The following is a 15476-nucleotide window of genomic DNA, read 5'->3' as shown; positions in this document are numbered from 1 at the left end:
ACAGGAGGTGTTACCTTCATTCTCACGCTAGAGTGAAGGTCCTAATTGGAAATAGTTAATTTGGTTTTTGTTGCTGTATTAATTGCTTTAACAGCATTTTTCGTAGCGTCTGAGTTTGCGATTATCAGAATCAGAAGCTCGCGGGTTGATCAATTGATTGCTGAAGGAAACAAAACAGCGGTTTCGGTGAAAAAAGTCATTACGCATTTAGACGAATATTTATCGGCCTGTCAGCTCGGCATCACTTTGACGGCTCTCGGTCTCGGTTGGCTCGGGGAGCCGACAGTTGCCCGGCTGCTTGAACCGCTATTTGTGAAGTGGAACATTCCGAGCTCTGTATCACACATCGTTTCAGTCGTGATCGCCTTCAGCTTGATTACGTTTTTGCATGTGGTTGTCGGCGAGCTCGCTCCGAAGACGCTTGCGATCCAAAAAGCGGAAGCCGTTTCCTTCCTTTTTGCAAAACCGTTGATCTGGTTCTACCGCATCATGTTCCCATTCATCTGGGCGCTGAACGGATCTGCAAGGCTGCTGACGAAAGCGTTTGGCCTTGAAGCGGTTTCTGAAAATGAAATGGCGCACTCAGAGGAAGAGCTGCGAATTATTCTGTCAGAAAGCTACAAAAGCGGCGAAATCAATCAATCTGAGTTCAAATATGTCAACAAAATTTTTGAATTCGATGACCGTCTTGCCAAGGAAATCATGATCCCGAGAACAGAAGTCGTCAGCTTTCCAAATGATATGAAAATCGCCGAGATGATCGACATCACGAAGGTCGAAGGCTATACCCGCTATCCCGTAGAAGACGGAGATAAGGACAACATCGTCGGCGTCATCAATGTCAAGGAAATACTGACGGCCTGCATCAGCGGAGAATGCTCCAAAGAAGACACGATTGAACAGTTTATCAATCCGATCATTCATGTGATCGAGACTGTTCCGATCCACGATCTGCTTCTGAAAATGCAGAAAGAACGCGTTCATATGGCGATCCTTTCTGATGAATACGGCGGAACGGCCGGACTCGTGACGGTCGAAGACATCATTGAAGAAATCGTCGGCGAAATCCGTGACGAATTCGATATCGATGAAATTAATGAAATCCGCAAGATTGGCGAAAACCATTACATTCTCGACGGTAAAGTGCTCGTCAACCAAGTCAACGATCTGCTCGGCATTCAGCTCGACAATGAGGAAATTGACACGATCGGCGGATGGTTCCTGACACAAAAATATGACGTCCAAAAAGGCGACATGATCACCGATCAGGGATTTGAATTCACGATCAACGAAATCGACGGCCACCACGTTTCATACGTTGAGGTGAAAAAAGCTGCGGAAACGCCGCTGCTTGAGGAAGCGGAATAACATTGTGAACAAACCGGGGGATACAATGAATTTGTATCCTCTTTTTTTTGCATTCAAAATATGTAACCACTTGATTACAGAACAAAATTCAATTATCATGTAATCAAGTGATTGCATTTCAGGAGGGACTTATGTCAGCACAATCTACAAGGGATCGATTAATCGAAGCGGCGCTTGCCCTTTTCAAAGAAAAAGGATATCAAGCCGCATCCACCAGGGAAATTGCCCAAAAAGCAGGCGTCAATCATTTGACCCTTTTTAGACACTTCGGAAATAAACAGAATTTATTTCGGGAAAGTGTTATTCAACATGTGTCATCGGGAGATTTTATTGGAGAACTTGAAGGAATACTGAGCGGCGATTTACGACAAGACCTCTCATTCATTGCGAAAGCATATCTAAAAGAAAACCTGGAAAAAGGTACTGTTTTTTTACTTTACTTTAATGATGCAGTACAAGATAAGGAAGTTTGCGAATTAATCATGGATATTCCCCGCCGTCTCAATCGCTTTTTAGAGACTTATTTTGCCAACCTCTATGCCGAAAAAAAAATTTCAGGCGGCAATTTTCAAATTTTAAGCCAAATGTTTTTCGGTTTGCTGAATCAATACATTATGTTTCAACATTTGCCCGCATTCAAGGAGTCGTTCGATGATCGTATTGATGACTATGTTGAGGAGTGCGTCGATTTATTTTATACAAAACTTGAAAAGGAAGTGCCGTCTTGATTACTCTGCAACCGGTTTTGCACATACCTGCAGTTTCCAAATGGGATGAAAAAATAAACCTGAAGATAAGCGGACTCCGACCGTTTGATATCATTGAAATCATCTTGACTGTGAAAGATGAAGCTGACGCAGAGTGGAGATCACATGCTGTTTTTCAAGCGAATCGATTGGGAGAAGTCGACCCTGCAGCAGCAGCCCCAATAAAAGGAACCTACCAGTCTAAAGATCAAATGGGGCTTTTTTGGTCAATGCAGGCGGTTGAATCCTCCTGCTCGTTCCATAAAAAATCGGTTAATTCCTCCGTTTACAGGATTGAGGTGAAGCAAAAAGAACGCACGATCCTGAGTAAAGAAATAAAACGAGTGCTGCTTTCTGAAACAGTAGAGAGACAGGAAGTAAGCGAAAATGGGTTGTCCGGCACATTTTTTCGTCCGCTTGCTGTCAACCGGCCTCCCGCAGTCATCGTATTAGGGGGATCTGACGGCGGTCTTGATGAAACAATGGCAGGCATGTTAGCAAATTACGGATATGCAACATTTGCAATCCCTTATTTTCAATACAAACAGCTTCCTAAAAAACTGGTTGAAATCCCGCTTGAATATTTCCGGAAAGCGATCGATTGGCTCGGACGCCAAGAAGGACTTCATCATCGTCAGATCGGAATATGCGGAAGGTCAAAAGGCGGCGAACTGGCGCTGCTGATAGGTTCCCATTTTCCGGAAATCCGTTTTGCGGTTTCTCATGTAGGCGGCGGGGTCGTCTTTCAAGGCGTTGGATTAAAAAAATTTCGGCAGACATCTTCCTGGAGTCTGGACGGCGCACCGCTCGCCTTTGCCCCGCTGCCATTGTTTTCGCTTTCTCAGCTGTGGAATATGGTGACACATAAGCTCACAAGACAGCCTCATGCTTTTACTGATCTTTACAAAAAAGCTTTACGGAAAGTGAAAGAGGATCATCCAGCAATTATAAAAGCGGAACATATTAATGGGCCTATTCTGTTAACTTCAGGTACGGATGATTTGGTATGGCCCTCCGCCTCTATGAACGAGAAAATCGTTGAACGGCTGAAAAAGAAGAGATTTCCCTATTCTGTTAAACATCTATATTTCGAAGATGCCGGCCATAATATCAGGCCTCCATACTTTCCGACATCCGGGCGGAAAAGCCGAAAAATAGCCTATGGGGGAAAAACTGAAGCCGATGCCATTGCAGCTCAAACATTTTGGCGGGAACTGCTTTTGTTTTTAGAAAAATCAACTGCCCCAAACAACTAAAAAACCGCCTGGGGACAGGCGGTTTTCGCTTAGATAGCTCCCTTCGGGTTCGGCCCGTATTGATTTTCCTCTTTTACACTGTTTTGACAAAGCATGATCAGCAAAATAAATTGCCCAATGAGAGGGATCAGACCGATGCAGATCCAGCAGCCGCTTTTACCCGTATCATGCAATCTGCGGATCGTGACAGCCAAGCCCGGCACAAGAATGGCAAGCAAATAAACCATCCCTAAAAATGTCTCTATTTCATATTCCGGAAGATGCAGAATGGCTTTAAAAAAACCGTAGAGGACCAAAATCATGTATGAGAAAAAGCAAAACAGCCAAAATTCCTTTCGTCTCGCCCTTCCTGTAAATCCTGCATAGTTTTTTATTGCTTTCAAATACCATTTCATATATAAGCTCCTCACCAATAAATATCGTTCTAAAATACTGCCCAAAAAATTAAAAAACAGCTTCTGTGCGTGAGAAGCTGTTTTTCCTTGCGTATGTTTGAATTATAGCTGCTCCAGCTTTTTCTCTAAAGCTTTAATACTGTCATTCAAAGCCTCCGTCATCTTGACCAGCTTTTCTTTTGACGAATATTGAGCGAAATCTTCCTGATTGAGCGGTTCGCCGATGACCAGTTTCATTTTGCCTCTCTTGAAAAGCTCTTTTTCGTTGGAAGGACCGCTGTATGCGGCCGGCACAAGCGGCGCTCTTCCCATCTGGGCGATCGTGACAGCCCCTCTTTTCAATGGAACATCTTCAGATGATCTTGTTCCGCTTGGGAAAATGCCGACGATTTTTCCTTCTTTCAACAGCTTGATCGGGGTTTTGATGCTGCTTGGCCCGGGATTTTCCCTGTCGACGGGAAATGCGTTGATGCTTGAAAGAAAAGAACCGCTTAATTTATTTTCAAAAAGCTCTTTTTTCGCCATGTAATGAATTTCCATAGGCAAAATGCCGACACCCAGTGCGACGACATCCACCCATCCTGCATGTGTGCACGCAATAACGAAACCTGTGTCTTTAGGAAGATTTTCTTTATTGTATACTTTAATTCCGCCGCGCAAAGAAAGAATCGCTTTTGCAGCATAACCAGTAAATTTATACATATGGCACTTCCTTTATTGATGTAGTCGTATGAGGTTTCCCTTTATTATTATAACAATTTTTTTTATTACCTGGTACTAAAAAATGATTTTTCACGAAAAAAACCGGGGAATTTCCTCCCCGGTTTTCAGACTTTTTCTTTTGTCGGCGGCGCCATGAATTCAGGCCCGATCTGTTCTGAAATCGTATTGTCCAATATGTCGTCAATTGCTTTTTGATCACTTTCCGTTAAACTCCAGCCGGTGATTTCGCTGACGGGACGGATTTGATCAGGGCGTCTTGCCCCCCATAAAGCAATGCTTGCGCCAGGCTGATCAAGCACCCATCTTGCTGCCAGATGGAGAACCGATTTGCCGAACCGCTCGTTTGCAAACTCATCAAGTTTCCTGACGGCCTCAAGATATTCTTTAAAGCGCGGCTTTTGAAACTTAGGGTCCCGCTTTCGAAGGTCGTCCCCTTTGAACGTGTAGTCCTCATTCATTTTTCCTGACAGGAGCCCCCTGCACAAGCTTCCGTATAATAGCGTCGTCAGCCCTTGATCTTGCGCATACGGAAGAATGTCTTGCTCGATTTCCCTTTCAAACATGTTGTACGGCGGCTGTACGGTATGAAGCGGCGCCGCAGCTCTGAATGTGTCCATCTGCTCCGGGGAAAAATTGCTGACGCCGACCGCTCTGATTTTCCCCGCATCATACAAGTCTTTCATCGCTTCCGCCGTTTCTTCGATCAGGACGAGCGGATCGGGCCAATGCACTTGATACAGGTCGATGTAATCCGTATTGAGCCTTTTCAGCGAATCGTCAACTTCCTTGATGATCCGCTCCCTCGATCCGTCGCGATACAGCTGTTCCTGCTTCCAATCAAGTCCTGATTTTGTCGCGAGAATGACTCGGTCGCGCTCTCCGTATTGCTGTACGGCTTTACCGACGATTTCTTCCGACTGCCCGAAACCGTATGCCGGAGCAGTATCAATCAGGTTGATTCCTTCATCAAGCGCAGCATGAATCGTCTGAATCGCTTCTTTTTCATCGCTTCCGCCCCACATAAAACCTCCGATGGCCCATGTTCCGAGACCGATGCGCGACGATTCGATCGATGTACCGGATATGTTGATGTATTCCATGCTCCTCTCCCTCCTGTTGTGAGTCTGATATCATATTTTCCCGGAAGCTTTTTTAAAAAAACGTGTTTTGACTAAAAACCATCTTACAGCGGGACACTTCATATGCCTATTGCATACGATGATCCCAATAAAGCTAATGAAGGGACCTAGAACAAATGCATCCAAATCAATACCCATATTATATTCCTTTTTCTTATAACCCGGTTTGGTTTCACGAATCAGACTATGCAGGCGCTTTTCGAACACCCGGCAGCGAAGAACGCATCGTATTAAGAGATTATGGACAAAAGCCGTTTGCCGCTAACATCAACGAAGCGGCCAAACAGAACAAAACGTTTCGGACCGCTTTATGGACAGGAAGGCATTTGCAAGTTACCCTGATGAGCCTCAACCCCGGCGAAGACATCGGATTAGAAATGCACCCTCACGTTGACCAGTTCCTTCGTGTTGAACAAGGCAGGGGAATCGTTCAAATGGGGCCGAGCAAACATCATTTGCAATTTAAAAGAAATATTTACGATGACACCGCTATCGTCGTCCCTGCCGGAACATGGCACAATCTCACCAATACAGGCAATACTCCGCTGAAACTCTATTCAATCTATGCTCCGCCCAACCACCCATTCGGCACCGTCCATCGAACGAAAGCCGATGCGCTGGCCGCAGAAGGCCGCCGCGGTCACGGCCAATATTTTTGACAGACGATAAAAACAGCTGATAATGAAGGATATCCTCTAATCAAATAGCCTTTTAGCATATAATAAAGATCTGATATGCTTAAAGGCTTATTTTGCTGCTGTGCTTTATATTTCGGCCGTTCAGTCGTTAAAATCGCCATGAAGATTAGTTTTTTTGAACGTGTTCAGTTATTATATAGGGTAGATGATTTTAAAGGTAAGAAATTGGAGGAAAAATGAGCCGTGGGCATATTTAGTGCAACTTCAAACCTTTCTTATGCGTTTATAACATAGAGGGGAGAAAAGGCAGTGACTATCGACGAAATTTACCAAATGTATATGAATGATGTTTACAGGTTCCTGCTCTCCATGACGAAAGATAAACATCTAGCAGAGGATTTGCTTCAGGAAACCTTTATGAGAGCTTACATACACATCCATTCTTACGACCACAGCAAAGTGAAGCCATGGCTTTTTCAAGTGGCACGCAATGCGTTTATCGACTATGTCAGAAAGCATAAAAAGGAAGTGACGATTTCTGACGACATGATCGGAAACCTGTTTCAAAACGCGGTGCAAAGCCCTGCTCACCAGGTCGAAATCAAGGAAGTGTTAACCTTATATATGAACCAGCTCCCCGATAACTACCGGGAAGCGCTTACGCTGTACTATTTAAAAGAATTGAACTACAAGGAAGCGTCAAGCTTGATGAATATCTCAGAGGCTAATTTTAAAAGTGTTTTATTTCGTGCCAGACAGCGGCTGAAAGCACTTTACAACAGAGGTGTTAACGATGAATGAAGATTTTAAAAAACGTTGGGAAAAATATAAAAACGGCGAACTTTCCGAATCGGAAATGCTCCGGGTCGAAGAAGAGCTTGAACAGCTTGAAGAATACCAGGACATGCTGGAACAGGAAATGAAAGACGAAGACTGGGATTTGGCGATCAGTCCTGAAAAGCAAAAAGCGATTTTAAGATACGGAAAAAATAAATCATATATGCGGATTTCCACCCTTGCTGTTATTTCTACGCTTATTATTCTGCCGATCTGCACACTCGGCAGCTATCTATACTACGGGTTGGGCGGGCATGAAAGCAAAGGGAATGAACTGGTGCAAACCGCTTCAATGACAGTTGCCGTCACAAACCCGAATATTCAAGTCGATACTGAAGCCCTTGTCAACAAAGTAAAACTCTTTGGAATCGAAACACAGTTCCCGTTAAAGAAGCAAATCGGAAACGTCACAAAAGTAGTTGGAAATGAAGAAGTGGAAATGTTCTTCGATCAGCTGAAGTCTCCGCAGATTCATCAATACAATCAGGAGCTTTCAAAAGAAGAACGTCATTTTGTCTACCCTGACGGCATCAAAGAAAAATCAGTGTCCAAAGCCGAGTCGATTTTAAAACAGCTGCCTGACGGAACCGTAACCGAAGCTTTCCTTTCCTTTGAAAAAGCATACCCGACAAAGGAGCTGTATGAAAAATTAAAAGGCTATGATGTTCGCGTTCTGTGGAATGCGATTGAAACAGAGGGCGATTTAAAAGATCATCCATACGCAGAGCCGATCGGATTTCCCGGAAAAGATTCAAACCGGATTTTTGAAATTCAGCAACCTGCCGAAAACGATGACGAGCAGTTTAAAGCGGCGCTTTCCTACATGATCAAGAACAAGAAATGGGCTGAAACCATTTCAGGCAGGAAAGACCTGAAGCTTTCCAAACGGCTTGACTATGTGGAACAGAATGGTGTGAACGTGTATGGAGCCGTCATTACCGGACCGTCAAAAGAGGTTGAACGGCTGATCAAAAAAGGGCCTGTCAAAGCAGCTAAAGTAGGTGAGGTGGAATTATGGAACTGGTAAGAATCTTTAAGGAGCACAACGTATTTGGATGGGTGTCTGTCGGCACGGCCATTCTGTCCCTGTTCGTCTTAAACTTGGCCATTTTAAGCGACACGATCGCATATTCGTATAAGATGCTTCCTTTTGCGATGGCCGCCGTTCCGCTCGGAATTATCGAGCTGTTCATAAAAAAAGGACGGACCGGTCTCGGATTTCTCGGCGTCGTCCTGAACATTTTCATTCTCGTTTGCGTATGGACCATCGTCTCCATCGATACGAATCTGCAGCTCGGCTTTTAATAACTCCCCGGTTATACCGGGGAGTTTTTCATTTCAGAGCCTTGCGAAATAGGTAGCTCGCTTTTTCATACCCCATTTTCTCTTCGTAAAAACGGTGAGCGTCTGCCCGCTGTAAGCCTGAGGATAAAGCGATTGAAGCCAATCCGTTCCCTTTGGCCCACTCTTCAACAGCGCCTAAAAGCTTCTTTCCATAGCCTTTTGAACGGTGTTTTTCACACGTCACCAGGTCCGCTACCCAAACATGCCGGCCTTGGTTCAAAGAAACCCTCGGCAAAAAGCCGGCCAAAGCCACCGGAATATCACCGTCGTACAGCGCAAATAATGTGTAGCTTTCAGCCTCCCGAGCTTCTTTGACGAGCTCCAAAAAAGACGTTTCATCCAAATGGGGGCGGAGCTGTCTCATAATCGGATAGACTTCCTTGAGCTCTGTTTCACAATGCAATTCCCTACAATCGAGCAACATCGTCATTCCCTTCTGTTGGTTATGAAACTACTTTAACCCGGAAACTGACCTTTTTAAAATGGCCAGTTTTGATAAAATAATACATACCAGATGAATTGAAAGGGATGATTGAATGGATATAACCCCCTTTTTAAGCCGCAGCGGCAGCGAGCCGCTTTATCAGCAGCTGTACGCGTTTTTCAAACGAAGCATTCATTCGGGGTACATAAAGCCTGGAACAAAGCTTCCCTCCAAACGAATGCTTGCCAAACATTTAAATATCAGCCTGACAACCGTTGAACACGCGTATGAACAGCTGGCTGCAGAAGGATATCTGCTCAGCAAGCCTAGAAAGGGCTGGTATGCGGCCGAAGCGGAAGGAGACTTTGCACAGGCTGCACCTCCTCCTGCCGAAAAAGAACTGGAAGAACATGAGACGGCGGCGGACATGATCGATTTTCACCACGGCCATGTAGACCTCGCGTCATTTCCCGTTTCCCTATGGAAAAAAACGCTCGCCAAAACCTTTGATGAATCAGGGCACGGACTTTTTCAAAGCGGCCCCACGGCCGGAGATCTTCCGCTGCGGAAAATGATTGCGGTTTACCTCAGAGAATCGCGCGGCGTGGTCTGTTCACCCGAGCAAATCATTATCGGAGCCGGCACACCGGTTTTACTGCAGTTGCTGTGCCATCTGTTTCCTAAAGGCACAACCGCCGGATTTGAAAATCCCGGATTTCATCGATCGAAAACGGTCCTGAAAACCGGCGGCTTCAATGTGGTGCCAATTGCAGTCGACGAGAGCGGGATTTCCGTGCAAGACCTTGAACAATATCAGCCGCAGCTCGCATACACCACCCCGTCCCATCAGTTTCCGCTCGGAATGATCATGCCGATCGGCCGCAGGCTGCAGTTGCTTGACTGGGCAGCATCGACCGGAGCTTATATCATTGAAGACGATTATGACGGGGAATTCCGCTATGCGGGACAGCCGATTCCTTCCCTTCAGGGACTCGACCGGAACCACCGGGTCATCTATTTAGGGACTTTTTCAAAATCGCTGATTCCCTCCCTCAGGATCAGCTATATGGTTCTCCCCTTTCCGCTCGTCAAAGAGGGGCTCAACATGGCATCCTTATTTAAACAAACGGTTTCCCGCCATGTACAGCATGCCATTGCTTTTTTTATGAAAAACGGGGATTATCAAAGGCACTTGAACCGAATGAGAACACTCTACCGAAAAAAGCGAAAAACGCTCCTTGATGCCATCAAGCGTGAATTTGGCGATCATGCCGCAGTCAGAGGAGAGAACGCCGGCCTTCACATCATCCTTGAGGTGAAAGACGCCCCGAGCGAAGAGTGGCTGACCCAAAAAGCGCTGGAAAAAGGGGTCAAAGTATATCCAGCCTCTGTCTCGTATGTGACTCCTCCTGAAACCCACGCGGTGCTCCTCGGGTTTGGCGGACTTTCTGAAAAAAGCATCGCAGACGGCATCAAAAAGCTGAAGACAGCATGGTTGAGCGGCGGACAGTCTCGGGAATGATCCTGCACAATCGGGCACGGAAAGTCGGATGCCGGGATTCTGCTCCTGCTATTCTTGTAAACATAGGAGGTCATCAAATGGATTTGCTGAAGAACATGAATCAAGCCATGGCGTATATTGAAGAACACTTGGCGGACAGTATCGACTTTCAAACGCTTGCGAAGCTTTCTTACTGCTCTGAATATCATTTTAAAAGGATGTTTTCTTTTCTTGCCGGGGTTTCGCTGTCCGAATACATTCGCCGCAGGCGGCTTACCCTTGCAGCGTTTGAATTGAAAAACACAAATCAAAAAGTAATTGATATCGCTGTGAAATACGGCTATCACTCGCCGGATGCTTTTACGCGCGCATTTCAAAAGCTGCACGGCATCACGCCGACAGAGGCAAGGCACGATATCAGCACACTGAAAGCATATCCTCCGATGACCTTCCAGTTAACAATTAGAGGAGGAAACGAAATGAACTACCGTATTGTAGAAAAGAAGGCATTTCGGATCGTTGGAATCAAAAAAAGGGTCCCTGTCGTCTTTCACGGAATCAATCCGGAAATCGCCTCGATGTGGAAAGCTTTAAGCAGTGAAAACATCGCTGAATTAAAAGAGCTGTCAAATGTCGAGCCGCTTGGACTGATTCAAGCATCAGCGAACTTCTCCGAAGGCCGGATGGAAGAGCAGGGAGAACTTGACCATTATATCGGTGCAGCGACAACGAAGGAATGCCCGGACCGCTATGAACAGCTTGAAGTTCCCGCCTCGACATGGGCTGTATTTGAAGCGGCCGGTCCGTTTCCGGACACCCTTCAAAATGTCTGGGGACGCATTTATGCTGAATGGTTCCCGTCTTCACATTACGAGCAAACGAAAGGGCCGGAAATCCTTTGGAATCAGGATCAAGATATCAGCTCCCCAACGTTTAAAAGCGAAATATGGATACCTGTCCAAAAAAGAACCGCATATAAAGACTAAAGAAAGAACGGGAGGTTTAACCCTCCCGTTTAAATTTTATCCGGCTGCTACATCGGACGGTTCAACATGCGCTTTTAAAAAGGCGATATAATGGTCAATTGTATCAACCGTCGTGTAAGGCGAGACACTGTAGAATTTCTGGACATAAAGCGGCACGGGCAAACGGCTGTCAGCAGGATAAACGTATGTTTGCTTTTTCGTGCTGCCAAAATAGGTGTGACTGCGGTGCCTTCCCAATGTTTCGGCGATTTTTTCATTGAATTTGTTAATATTCCGCACTTCTTCCTCCATGATGGCGCCGCTGATTTCTTCATCGTAGCGGACATTTCCCGGATAGAAGCGGAATGTCGTTACAGGTGATACATCATTGGTGACGGCTGCATTCGGAAAAGCCTGCAGGAGTTTTTTTCGAAATGCCAGGTTAACTCTGATGTAATTGGCCAAGATCTCCTGGTAGCCTTCGATTCCGAATGCGAGCAGAGAAGCATAAATCGGTATGCTGCTTCCCATTCGCGAACACTCTAGCGTATAGCTCGTATGATAGCTGCCAAACCCTCTGTTACCGACATAAGGCGTCTCATCCGGATCCAAATCAACGACTTTCAGTGCCTCACGGTTTTTCACCAAGAAAAGGCTTGTGATATACGGCGTTTGTCCAAGTTTATGAAAATCAAAGACCAAGCTGTCCGCCAGGTGCAAATGCTGAAAATGTTTTTTGTAGCGGGCAAGCGTCTCAAGCACCTCATCTTCAAGATGAAGCGGATTTCCGATGAAATCGTATCTGTTAAAAAAACCGTACATCCCGCCCATCGCCGTATCCGCATGAATATAGACAGGAGGCAAACCGTAGGCGGCCTCTATTTCCTCAGTCACTTTTTTGATACCGGCCAAATCATCGATGCCAAATGAGTCAGTTGTGCCAAGCGTTGCCAATACATAAATCGGATGTCCGCCTTTTTCAATCACGGCTTGCATTTTTTCCCGCAAATCGGCCAGATCCATCGAATGATCGCGATTCGTCTTGACCTTGATCAAATGGTCCGTCCCGATTCCGGAAGCTTCCATCGATTTGTAAAGACTGAAATGCGAAAGCTCTGAACAGAACGCGTACAGGTGATGCGGCGTTCCTTGCTGATTCGCTTCAGGATACGCGCTTGCGATCGCCAGCCTGAGCGACTGAAAAACAGCTCCCTGCCCGCCCCATGTGGTAAAACCGCCGCTCTTGTGCCTGTCATAGCCGACAATGTCCGAAAGCATCGCCGTGATCTGCACTTCCGCCTTGGCTGCAGCGGTGCCGTCGACATCCCATAAATTGTTTCCGTTTAAAAGAACCATTAAAAGATTCCCGGCGATGCTGGCGGTGTTCGGCAAAGGTGTCGCGTTGGCCACATAATGCCTGTTTAAAAAACGGTGGCCGTCAAGCAATTTCAATAGCTCTTCAACGCTTTTTTCCGCCCCGAAGCCTTTTTCCGGCAAGGCGGCCTCTTCAATGACGCTTTGATAGTAGTCAGAGGAAACTTCAGACTCGCGGCCAAGCGTCATCCGGGCGGGATCCTTCAGCCTGTCCATTCCGGCCAATACCGCTTCAAGCAATGCCAGCAGCTGATACCGCGCCTCGTGATTGCCATCCTCGCTCGGAAACATCTGTTGAAAGTCTAACACCATATTCACCCATCTCCTGATCTTTTAAAATGAAAACACTCCGATTAAATTTAAAAAGACAAGTACAATTGCAAGCGGCACAAGGAAACGGAGAAGATAAAACCACACGATAAAAAAGCCTTTCCCCGCTTTTGATCCGCTTTTCATTTCTTCATATAGATCGTGTTTGGACAATTTCAGCGGAATAAAAATCGAAATAAAAAGCGCGCCAAGCGGCAGCAAAATATTGCTGACGACATAATCCGCCGCATCAAAAAACGTCTTCTTAAAAATGAACGGCTCATCGAGCACTCCGTAAGACAAGCAGGAAGGAATGCCGACGGCAAAAATCAAAAGGCCGATCGCCCACGTCCATTTTCCCCTTTTTGTTTGATCGCCTTTTGTAATAGCGGCAACAATGATCTCAATCATCGAAAAAGCCGAAGTCAGGGCAGCAAATAAAAAGGCCGTCAAAAATCCGATAAAAAACAGCATCCCGAATGGAAGCCGGTCAAAAACTGCCGGCAGAACCGTAAATAATAAAGTCGGACCCTGATCGGGCTGAAGCCCAAATGAAAAGACGGCCGGAAAAATCGCCAAACCGGCAAGCAGCGTGACGGCAAGGTTCATGATCACGATCGAGACCGCCGACTTCGGAAGGTTTTGTGACTTTGACAAATAGGAGCTGTACGTTACCATCACAGATACGCCAAGCGTCAACGTAAAGAAAGCTTGTCCGAGCGCAAAAAGAATCGCCTGCGGCGTCAGGCTGCCAAAATCGGGCACAAGCAGAAAACGCACGCCGTCGATCGCATGCTCAAGCGTCAGAGCCCTTAAAACGAGCGCAATAAATAAAATAAATAATAGCGGCATCATAATCGAACTGACGCGCTCGATTCCTTTTTGCACACCCTTCGCCACGACGAGGATCGTCATGATGATAAACGCAAGCTGCGCTGCCAGTGTCTGCAGCGGATCTTGGATGATCGAACCGAAGAGCTCCCCGTATCCGTCCTGCGTGAGACCCGACAATGAACCGGTTACTGCTTTGATGATATAAAGCAAAATCCAGCCGCCGATCACACTGTAAAACGACAGAACAAGGAAGCAGGCGGCGATTCCGATCCAGCCTGTGATCACCCAAGGCGTCCCCGGCGCTATTTTTTGATAGGTGCCGATAGCATCCGATTGGCTTTTTCGGCCTAATATAAATTCCCCCAAAAGCAAGGGGTATCCCAGCAGGATCGTAAATAGGACAAATACAAGGAAAAATGCGCCTCCTCCGCTCGTTCCAGCCACATAGGGAAACTTCCAAATCGCCCCCAGGCCGATGGCGGATCCCCCTGCAGCGAGAACAAATCCAAGTTTGGATGCCCATTTTGCTGTCATTCTGCGATCGCTCATTCATACACATCCTTTCTCTTTCTGTTTCTATTATCTCTTACGGGGCAGCTTTTTTGAAAGTGATCTTTCAAATTCTTATTTTTCCGAAAAAATAAACAGAAAAAACCGACTGCCTTACAATAGCAGCCGGTTGAAAGCTTATGTCGTCACATATCTTCCGCCGTTGATGTGGATCGTCTGTCCTGTCATATAAGAAGAATCGTCTGAAGCGAGCAGAACATACACCGCAGCGTGTTCAGAAGGCTGTCCGGGCCTTCCCATCGGCGTATTTGTACCGTGTTTTTCCGTTTTTTCCGGCGAAAAAGTAGCCGGAATGAGCGGCGTCCAAATGGGCCCCGGCGCTACCGCGTTGACGCGTATTCCTTTTTTGACAAGGGATGCAGCCATCGAACGGGTAAACGCGACAATCGCACCCTTTGTGCTCGAATAGTCAATCAGCGCCGGACTGCCCTCATAAGCTGTGATCGATGCGGTATTGATAATCGCGCTTCCTTCCCTTAAATGCGGGAGCGCGGCTTTTGTCATGTGAAACATGGAGAAAATATTCGTTCTGAACGTTTGTTCAAGCTGTTCGGTCGAAATATCTTCGATCCCTTTTTGCGGATGCTGTTCGGCAGCGTTGTTGACAAGAATGTCGAGTCTGCCAAAGTGATTCACCGCTTTTTCGACAGATGTTTTGCAATGTGCTTCATCCCCGACATCTCCGGGAATCAAGAGGCATTTTGCGCCTTCCTGTTCGATTCGTTCTTTCGTTTCCTCGGCATCCTTGTGTTCGTCCAAGTACATGACGGCAATGTCCGCACCTTCTTTGGCGTATGCAATGGCGGCCGCTCTGCCGATTCCGCTGTCTCCTCCGGTAATAATGGCGGTTTTTCCTTTTAATTTGCCGCTTCCTTTGTAGTCGCGATCTTCCGAGAGCGGAAGGGGCACCATCTTGTGCTCAACCCCGGGTTGTTTTTCTTGTTTTTGCGCTTTCTGTCCATCCGTCTGTCTGTTTGCCGGATTCATTCGTCTCACCTCTTCACCATTGTTTAGTGCACAGTTACCACGATACCGGCATCCTTAAACGCAAGA

General features: G+C 46.3%; 16 protein-coding genes. 9 read left to right on the top strand and 7 right to left on the bottom strand.

Annotation, left to right across the window (positions count from 1 at the left end; genetic code table 11):
* Positions 1–45: 45 nt before the first annotated feature.
* The 3 genes from MKZ04_RS00570 (at position 46) to MKZ04_RS00560 (ending at position 3370) form a co-directional block, all read left to right on the top strand.
* Positions 46–1368, top strand: a complete 1323-nt coding sequence (locus tag MKZ04_RS00570; RefSeq protein ID WP_020450744.1) for a hemolysin family protein — start codon at positions 46–48, stop codon at positions 1366–1368.
* Positions 1369–1475: 107 nt separating this feature from the next.
* Positions 1476–2096 carry a TetR/AcrR family transcriptional regulator gene (locus MKZ04_RS00565; protein WP_308438557.1) on the top strand — a complete coding sequence of 207 codons (621 nt, stop codon included), beginning with the start codon at positions 1476–1478 and terminating at the stop codon, positions 2094–2096.
* Entirely contained in the window at positions 2093–3370 is a 1278-nt protein-coding gene (locus tag MKZ04_RS00560) for an acyl-CoA thioesterase/bile acid-CoA:amino acid N-acyltransferase family protein (RefSeq protein ID WP_026579981.1), read from the top strand. Before MKZ04_RS00565 ends, MKZ04_RS00560 begins: the two co-directional genes overlap by 4 nt.
* A gap of 29 nt (positions 3371–3399) precedes the next feature.
* Here the strand turns inward: MKZ04_RS00560 and MKZ04_RS00555 are convergent, their stop codons facing one another.
* The 3 genes from MKZ04_RS00555 to MKZ04_RS00545 form a co-directional block, all read right to left on the bottom strand.
* Complete coding sequence (locus MKZ04_RS00555; RefSeq protein ID WP_020450741.1) at positions 3400–3765, bottom strand: DUF805 domain-containing protein; 366 nt, start codon at positions 3763–3765, stop codon at positions 3400–3402.
* A 102-nt stretch (positions 3766–3867) separates the two neighbouring features.
* Complete coding sequence (locus MKZ04_RS00550) at positions 3868–4467, bottom strand: lysophospholipid acyltransferase family protein (RefSeq protein ID WP_020450740.1); 600 nt, start codon at positions 4465–4467, stop codon at positions 3868–3870.
* Between the two features lie 125 nt (positions 4468–4592).
* A complete protein-coding gene (locus MKZ04_RS00545) occupies positions 4593–5588 on the bottom strand; it encodes an aldo/keto reductase (protein ID WP_026579983.1) in 996 nt (331 codons plus the stop codon).
* 155 nt (positions 5589–5743) lie between these two features.
* On the opposite strand from MKZ04_RS00545, the gene MKZ04_RS00540 reads away from it, so the two are divergent.
* The 4 genes from MKZ04_RS00540 to MKZ04_RS00525 all read left to right on the top strand — a co-directional run bounded on the left by MKZ04_RS00540 (position 5744) and on the right by MKZ04_RS00525 (position 8407).
* Positions 5744–6286 (top strand): cupin domain-containing protein, encoded by a 543-nt coding sequence (locus tag MKZ04_RS00540; RefSeq protein ID WP_328066551.1) that lies wholly within the window; start codon positions 5744–5746, stop codon positions 6284–6286.
* A gap of 288 nt (positions 6287–6574) precedes the next feature.
* The gene (gene sigM, locus MKZ04_RS00535; RefSeq protein ID WP_011197692.1) at positions 6575–7066 is read left to right on the top strand and encodes an RNA polymerase sigma factor SigM; all 492 of its coding nucleotides are present in this window, start codon (positions 6575–6577) and stop codon (positions 7064–7066) included.
* Positions 7059–8129, top strand: a complete 1071-nt coding sequence (locus MKZ04_RS00530) for an anti-sigma factor (RefSeq protein WP_011197691.1) — start codon at positions 7059–7061, stop codon at positions 8127–8129. Before sigM ends, MKZ04_RS00530 begins: the two co-directional genes overlap by 8 nt.
* Positions 8117–8407, top strand: coding sequence for a hypothetical protein (locus tag MKZ04_RS00525; RefSeq protein WP_003180123.1), 291 nt, complete (start codon positions 8117–8119; stop codon positions 8405–8407). The genes MKZ04_RS00530 and MKZ04_RS00525 overlap by 13 nt, the downstream gene beginning before the upstream one ends.
* Before the next feature lie 28 nt (positions 8408–8435).
* Here the strand turns inward: MKZ04_RS00525 and MKZ04_RS00520 are convergent, their stop codons facing one another.
* Positions 8436–8870 (bottom strand): GNAT family N-acetyltransferase, encoded by a 435-nt coding sequence (locus tag MKZ04_RS00520; protein ID WP_095289894.1) that lies wholly within the window; start codon positions 8868–8870, stop codon positions 8436–8438.
* Positions 8871–8982: 112 nt separating this feature from the next.
* Between MKZ04_RS00520 and pdxR the strand changes: the two genes are divergently transcribed.
* Positions 8983–10392 carry a MocR-like pyridoxine biosynthesis transcription factor PdxR gene (pdxR, locus tag MKZ04_RS00515; RefSeq protein ID WP_341045031.1) on the top strand — a complete coding sequence of 470 codons (1410 nt, stop codon included), beginning with the start codon at positions 8983–8985 and terminating at the stop codon, positions 10390–10392.
* Positions 10393–10469: 77 nt separating this feature from the next.
* The gene (locus MKZ04_RS00510) at positions 10470–11357 is read left to right on the top strand and encodes an AraC family transcriptional regulator (RefSeq protein ID WP_328066549.1); all 888 of its coding nucleotides are present in this window, start codon (positions 10470–10472) and stop codon (positions 11355–11357) included.
* 36 nt (positions 11358–11393) lie between these two features.
* On the opposite strand, the gene MKZ04_RS00505 is transcribed toward MKZ04_RS00510, so the two are convergent.
* The 3 genes from MKZ04_RS00505 to MKZ04_RS00495 form a co-directional block, all read right to left on the bottom strand.
* Entirely contained in the window at positions 11394–13022 is a 1629-nt protein-coding gene (locus MKZ04_RS00505) for a pyridoxal phosphate-dependent decarboxylase family protein (protein ID WP_328066548.1), read from the bottom strand.
* Between the two features lie 21 nt (positions 13023–13043).
* Positions 13044–14402 carry a sodium-dependent transporter gene (locus tag MKZ04_RS00500; RefSeq protein ID WP_020450728.1) on the bottom strand — a complete coding sequence of 453 codons (1359 nt, stop codon included), beginning with the start codon at positions 14400–14402 and terminating at the stop codon, positions 13044–13046.
* A 138-nt stretch (positions 14403–14540) separates the two neighbouring features.
* A complete protein-coding gene (locus tag MKZ04_RS00495) occupies positions 14541–15410 on the bottom strand; it encodes an SDR family oxidoreductase (protein WP_328066547.1) in 870 nt (289 codons plus the stop codon).
* Positions 15411–15476: the final 66 nt, after the last annotated feature.

Source organism: Bacillus sp. FSL W7-1354 (genome assembly GCF_038002405.1).
GTDB lineage: Bacteria > Bacillota > Bacilli > Bacillales > Bacillaceae > Bacillus > Bacillus paralicheniformis.
Note: the sequence above shows the minus strand (reverse complement) of the source record. Positions and strands in the feature narration are given on the sequence as shown.

Excerpts from the sequence above, each read along its gene's own strand:
- MKZ04_RS00555 (WP_020450741.1), bottom strand. The coding sequence starts at position 3,765 with ATGAAATGGTATTTGAAAGCAATAAAAAACTATGCAGGATTTACAGGA.
- MKZ04_RS00550 (WP_020450740.1), bottom strand. The coding sequence starts at position 4,467 with ATGTATAAATTTACTGGTTATGCTGCAAAAGCGATTCTTTCTTTGCGC.
- MKZ04_RS00545 (WP_026579983.1), bottom strand. The coding sequence starts at position 5,588 with ATGGAATACATCAACATATCCGGTACATCGATCGAATCGTCGCGCATC.
- MKZ04_RS00540 (WP_328066551.1), top strand. The coding sequence starts at position 5,744 with ATGCATCCAAATCAATACCCATATTATATTCCTTTTTCTTATAACCCG.
- MKZ04_RS00530 (WP_011197691.1), top strand. The coding sequence starts at position 7,059 with ATGAATGAAGATTTTAAAAAACGTTGGGAAAAATATAAAAACGGCGAA.
- MKZ04_RS00525 (WP_003180123.1), top strand. The coding sequence starts at position 8,117 with ATGGAACTGGTAAGAATCTTTAAGGAGCACAACGTATTTGGATGGGTG.
- MKZ04_RS00520 (WP_095289894.1), bottom strand. The coding sequence starts at position 8,870 with ATGTTGCTCGATTGTAGGGAATTGCATTGTGAAACAGAGCTCAAGGAA.
- pdxR (WP_341045031.1), top strand. The coding sequence starts at position 8,983 with ATGGATATAACCCCCTTTTTAAGCCGCAGCGGCAGCGAGCCGCTTTAT.
- MKZ04_RS00510 (WP_328066549.1), top strand. The coding sequence starts at position 10,470 with ATGGATTTGCTGAAGAACATGAATCAAGCCATGGCGTATATTGAAGAA.
- MKZ04_RS00505 (WP_328066548.1), bottom strand. The coding sequence starts at position 13,022 with ATGGTGTTAGACTTTCAACAGATGTTTCCGAGCGAGGATGGCAATCAC.
- MKZ04_RS00500 (WP_020450728.1), bottom strand. The coding sequence starts at position 14,402 with ATGAGCGATCGCAGAATGACAGCAAAATGGGCATCCAAACTTGGATTT.
- MKZ04_RS00495 (WP_328066547.1), bottom strand. The coding sequence starts at position 15,410 with ATGAATCCGGCAAACAGACAGACGGATGGACAGAAAGCGCAAAAACAA.